We start from the raw sequence: 4,747 nt of genomic DNA, 5'->3' as shown, positions 1-4,747 counted from the left end.
GCCCCCCACCCCCCTCGGGGGCGCGGGGGGCAGCCGCCGCGCCCGTCCGCTCACGCAGGGAGCGCGGCAGCCAGCCCGTGCCGAGCAGCACCCCGGCGACCACGGCGCCACCGCCCGCCACCGCCCATCCGGTTGGGCGCTCGTGCAGCGCTAGCCAGGCGCCCGCCATGCCGACCACCGGGACCAGCATCGAGAACGGCGCCACCACACCGGCCGGATAGCGTTTGAGCAGCGCCGTCCAGATCCCGGATCCCACGACGCTGCCCAGCACCGCGATGTAGACGAGCGCGACCAGACCCGGCCAGCCGTCGGGGCCGAACGCCGACCCCAGCGCCCGCCAGCCCGTGGCCGGCCCCTCCTCCACAGCCGAGAGCGCCAGCAGCGGCAGCGGAGGGATCACCGCCATCCACAGCGCGAAACGCAGCGGATGCTGCGGCTTCGCCTGCCGGCTAGCCAGATTGCCGACCGCCCATCCGAGCGCCGCCAGCACGGTCAGTACCAGCGGCAGCAGCGGTGCCGTCCTCGCCCGGTCGACCGCGATCACGGCCATCCCCAGCACCGCCACCCCGATCCCGGCCAGCTGCCGCCCGGTGACCCGCTCACGCAGCAGCAGCGCCCCCAGCAGCACGGTGAACGGCGCCGACGCCTGCACCACCACGGACGCCAGACCCGAGGGCATGCCCTGCTCGATGGCGAGGAACAGCAGTCCGAACTGCGCGACGCCGAAACCCAGTCCGTACCCGAGCAGCCAGCGCAGCGGCACCCCCGGGCGCGGCACGAAGAGGACCACCGGCACCGCGAGCACCAGATAGCGCAGCGCTGCCAGGAAGAACGGCGGGAAGTGGTCGAGGCCGACCCGTACGGCGAGGAAGTTCAGCCCCCAGAGCACGGCCACCAGCACGGCCAGCGACCGGTCCCGGGCGGTCACCGGGAGGTACCGGAGAGCAGACCGGACTCGATGAGGCGGCCGCCGATGCCCCGCAGGAACTGCCCGTCGCCGATGAGCTTCTGATCGTCGGCGCACTGCTGGAGCACCAGCGTGTACCGGACGCCGTCAAGGCCCTCCAGCAGCCAGCAGAACATCATCACACCGGGGCACGACCCGCCCTTGAACACTGCGCGGGGCCAGCGGGCGGAGTCGATCGGGACCCCTGGGTACGCCGTCAGGATGGTGTCGACCACCCCGCTCGTGTCCTGTGCCCCGTCCTCGACCAGCGCGCCCAGCACTCGTGCCACGTCCCAGGCGCTCATGTGCCAGTCCAGGCCCAACCGGTGCACGGTCGGGCCGAGATCGGAGCCGCGTACGGTCATCGGGCCGGTGATCCGCTCCAGCAGCTGTCTGCGGCCTGCTTCGTCCGCGGCCACCCAGCCGGCCCGCAGCTCCGGGGCGCCCCAGCCGATCTCGAAGACCTCATGGCTCGTCAGGAACGGCCGCAGCAACGACGGATCGCTGTGCCCGCTCGCCATCACGGCCCGCTCCACCGCACCCCGGCCCAGCAGGTCCTGGATCAGGTCGGCGGCGGTGTTGTCGCTCATCGCGATCATCTTGTACGCCGTCTCGCGCACCGGGACCCGGGTGCCGTCCGGCAGTTCCTGCATGTCCCCGGTAGGCAGACTGCGCAGGGCCGGTGCGACTGTCACGCAGTCGTCCCACCGCACGGTGCCCGCGGCCACAGCCGCCGCCAGCGCCCGCATCAGATACAGCTTGTACGAGGAGCCGTTGGGCATCGGCCGGTCGGCGTCCTTGGCGTACAGCGTCTCGGCCACCCCGCCGCCCACCCGGGTCACGAGCGCCGACCAGGTCACCCCCGGCTGCTCCAGCGCCCGCGCCAGGTCGTCCCACGTGCGGACCGGCGGCGTCACCACCTCCGGGCCCAGATGCAGTACCCGGATCAGCCCGGTGGAGTCGAGCGTCAGCGACAGCGTGGAGCGGACCCCCGCCGGTCCTTCCAGGGTCACCCACGACTTGTGGGCCACCGGCTGGTAGTCCGTGACGGTGAACGGGCCCCGGCCGCGCCACTGATCCAGCGTCGCCGCGAAGCCCCGTGCATGCCTGGCGAGGAAGACGGGGACGAAGTTCCCGGACAGATCCTTGTCCTGGGGCGCGTCGAGGCCGGTGAGCAGTGCCACCGCCCAGCGGGTGCGCCGCCCGAGAGGAGTGCCGTCCCCGTCGAGTGCGGCCTGCGCGTCCGGGCGGACGGAGGTGTCGGAACCGGGCAGTTCGATCATCATCGCTCCTCGACGGCCGTTGCCGACCGGTGGTGTCAGTCCTCGGTGACAGTGATGGCCGTACACGGGCAGAGATCGACGCACAGCCGTACCGTCCCGTGCAGTTCGGGCGGCGGTTCGGCCAGCAGCAGGACCACGGTCCCGCTGTTCGGGTCCTGGTCGAAGACCTGCGGCTCCGTCGCCGCACACCGGCCCATCGCACAGCAGGCGTCCGTGTCCACGACCACGGTCAGCCGGCCGGCGCTCACCAGGTCACCGGCAGCGCGCCGAGCCCGTAACTGGAAACCTCGTGCCGGAAGTCCAGCTCCTCGAACGGGACGGCGAGCCGGGCGCCCGGCATCCACCGCAGCACGGCGGCCAGCATCTCCTCCAGCTCGACCTTGGCCAGCCACTGCCCCAGGCACTGGTGGATGCCGTGGCCGAAGGCCAGATGGCGGCGGGCGTCCCGGTGCGGGTCCAGGGTGTCGGGGGAGGGGAAGACCGACTCGTCGCGGTTGCCCGCCGACAGCGACACGACCACGCCCTCGCCGGCCCGGATCGTCACATCGCCCAGCTCCACATCCTTCAGCGCCGCACGGGCAAGCCCGTTCTGCACGATGGAGTGGTACCGCAGCAGTTCTTCGACCGCCCTGGGCAGCAGCTCCGGGTTCTTGTCCAGCGCGTCGACCAGGCCCTGGTCGGTGACCAGGCTCAACAGGCTGAGACCGGCCTGACTGGTGGTCGTCCCATGCCCGGCCACCAGCAGCAGCCGGCACATCGGGACCATCTCCTCGACGGACAGACTGCCCTTGCGCACCTGGTCGACGACCAGCCGGCTCAGCAGGTCGTCGCCCGGCTCGGGCATCCGCATGCGCTCCTCGACCACGTCGCGCAGCAGGCCGTCCAGCTCGTCGCGCGCGGCGGCGACCTGCTCGGGCCGGTAACCACGGTCTATGAGGATCCCGGCCCGGTTCTCGATAAGTTCGCGCTGCTCGTCGGAGACACCGAACAGCAGGGCGATCACCCGGGACGGGACCGGGATCGTCAGCCCGCGCACCAGGTCCACCGGGCGTTCGCCCTTGACCAGTTCGCCCAGCATCTCGTCCAGGTGCTCCCGCAGCACCGGCCGCATCGCCTCGGCCCTGCCGTGCAGGAAGTCACGGGTGAGCATGGACCGCAGCCGGGAGTGGTCGGGGTCGTCCATGCGGATGAAGGAGGCGGTATGGGGCTTGTCCCGCACCAGGACGGACGTGGTCGTCATCATCGGGAAGCCGGGGGCGCTGGTCACCGCGGTGAACCTGCGGTCCGCGAGCACCGTGCGGACGTGCGGATGCGCCGTAACCAGCCACACCTGGCTGCCGTCCCACATCGTGATGCGGCTCGCCGCCGGTCCGGACCGCAGGAGGGCGAGCGGCGGAGGCGGATCGATCGGGGAGACGCGCTCCATCGGGTAGGACGGCGCGGCCGTCCCCTTCGGGGGTGCTGCGTCCTGCGTCATGGGGGTCCCACCTATCGCTGCACGGGCATGCCGAAGTGAAGTAGCGGGCCCCATCCTCACCGCCCGCCCAGCGACCTGCCCTACGGGGCGGCCGGACCCGCATAACCAGCCACGAACGCACATAACAGCATCCGCCGGAGGCCGTTCACCGGGCGCCCACCAGGCTGGTACGGTCGGCGCCCCGCACCCGTAGGACGCCTCTCGGGCCGGATTCCCGGTCCGGCCCACCGCCCGGTTCACCACCCCGAGAACGAGGAACACATGAGTTCATCGCTACAGGGAAAAGTCGCACTCGTCACCGGTGCCAGCTCAGGAATCGGCCGGGCCACCGCCCGCGCCCTTGCCGCGGCAGGGGCCTCCGTCGCCCTCGCCGCCCGCCGTGTCGACCGCCTCGAAGCGCTGCGCGGCGAACTGGAGGCCGAGGGCGCCACGGTCCAGGTGCTCGGCCTGGACGTCACCGACGAGCAGGCCGTTGCTGCGGCCGTACGGTCCACCGTCGACACGCTCGGCCGGATCGACATCCTGGTGAACAACGCCGGCCTGATGCTGCTGGGGCCGGTGGAGAACGCCGACACCACCGACTGGACCCGGATGATGGACACCAACGTCATGGGCCTGATGTACACGACCCACGCGGCCCTGCCGGAACTGATCAGGAACCAGGGCACGGTCGTCCAGATATCGTCCATCGCCGCCCGCGTCGTCGGACGTGGCAGCGCCGTTTACAACGCCAGCAAGTTCGCCGTCAACGGATTCAGCGAGGGGCTGCGCCAGGAGGTCACAGAGCGCGGAGTGCGCGTGGTGGTCATCGAGCCGGGCACCGTGGAGACCGAACTGCGCGACCACATCACGCACGCCCCCTCCAAGGCGGCCATCACCGAACGGGTAGCCAAAATAAGGCAGTTGCAGAGCGAGGACATCGCCGACGCGGTCCTGTACGCCGTCACCGCGCCCCCGCACGCCACGGTCAACGAAATCTTCATCCGCCCCACCGACCAGGCCTGAACCGCGGCCTTCCCGGCGGGCACCGCACTGCGCGGT

5 protein-coding genes are annotated in these 4,747 nt (G+C 71.4%); 1 reads left to right on the top strand and 4 read right to left on the bottom strand.

The features are described 5' to 3' along the window. The 4 genes from ACFWFI_RS41115 to ACFWFI_RS41100 form a co-directional block, all read right to left on the bottom strand. Positions 1-928: EamA family transporter (locus tag ACFWFI_RS41115; protein ID WP_387400826.1), on the bottom strand; the 928-nt coding region annotated here is incomplete at its 3' end. Next, on the bottom strand, positions 925-2,232 hold the full coding sequence (locus tag ACFWFI_RS41110) for a Cpe/LpqF family protein (RefSeq protein ID WP_387400824.1): 1,308 nt from the start codon (positions 2,230-2,232) through the stop codon (positions 925-927). The genes ACFWFI_RS41110 and ACFWFI_RS41115, both read right to left, overlap by 4 nt. 32 nt (positions 2,233-2,264) lie before the next feature. Continuing rightward, positions 2,265-2,477 (bottom strand): ferredoxin, encoded by a 213-nt coding sequence (locus ACFWFI_RS41105; RefSeq protein ID WP_387400822.1) that lies wholly within the window; start codon positions 2,475-2,477, stop codon positions 2,265-2,267. Next, positions 2,474-3,706: a cytochrome P450 gene (locus ACFWFI_RS41100; protein WP_387400820.1), complete on the bottom strand. Its 1,233-nt coding sequence runs from the start codon at positions 3,704-3,706 to the stop codon at positions 2,474-2,476. The genes ACFWFI_RS41105 and ACFWFI_RS41100 overlap by 4 nt, the downstream gene beginning before the upstream one ends. Positions 3,707-3,967: 261 nt before the next feature. Between ACFWFI_RS41100 and ACFWFI_RS41095 the strand changes: the two genes are divergently transcribed. Beyond that, on the top strand, positions 3,968-4,711 hold the full coding sequence (locus tag ACFWFI_RS41095) for an SDR family oxidoreductase (RefSeq protein ID WP_387400818.1): 744 nt from the start codon (positions 3,968-3,970) through the stop codon (positions 4,709-4,711). Positions 4,712-4,747: the final 36 nt, after the last annotated feature.

This window comes from Streptomyces sp. NPDC060209 (assembly GCF_042728155.1).
Taxonomy (GTDB): Bacteria; Actinomycetota; Actinomycetes; order Streptomycetales; family Streptomycetaceae; genus Streptomyces.
Note: the sequence above shows the minus strand (reverse complement) of the source record. Positions and strands in the feature narration are given on the sequence as shown.

Bases quoted from the DNA above. Each gene is read 5' to 3' on its own strand.
- ACFWFI_RS41100 (WP_387400820.1), bottom strand. From the start codon at position 3,706: ATGACGCAGGACGCAGCACCCCCGAAGGGGACGGCCGCGCCGTCCTAC.
- ACFWFI_RS41110 (WP_387400824.1), bottom strand. From the start codon at position 2,232: ATGATGATCGAACTGCCCGGTTCCGACACCTCCGTCCGCCCGGACGCG.
- ACFWFI_RS41095 (WP_387400818.1), top strand. From the start codon at position 3,968: ATGAGTTCATCGCTACAGGGAAAAGTCGCACTCGTCACCGGTGCCAGC.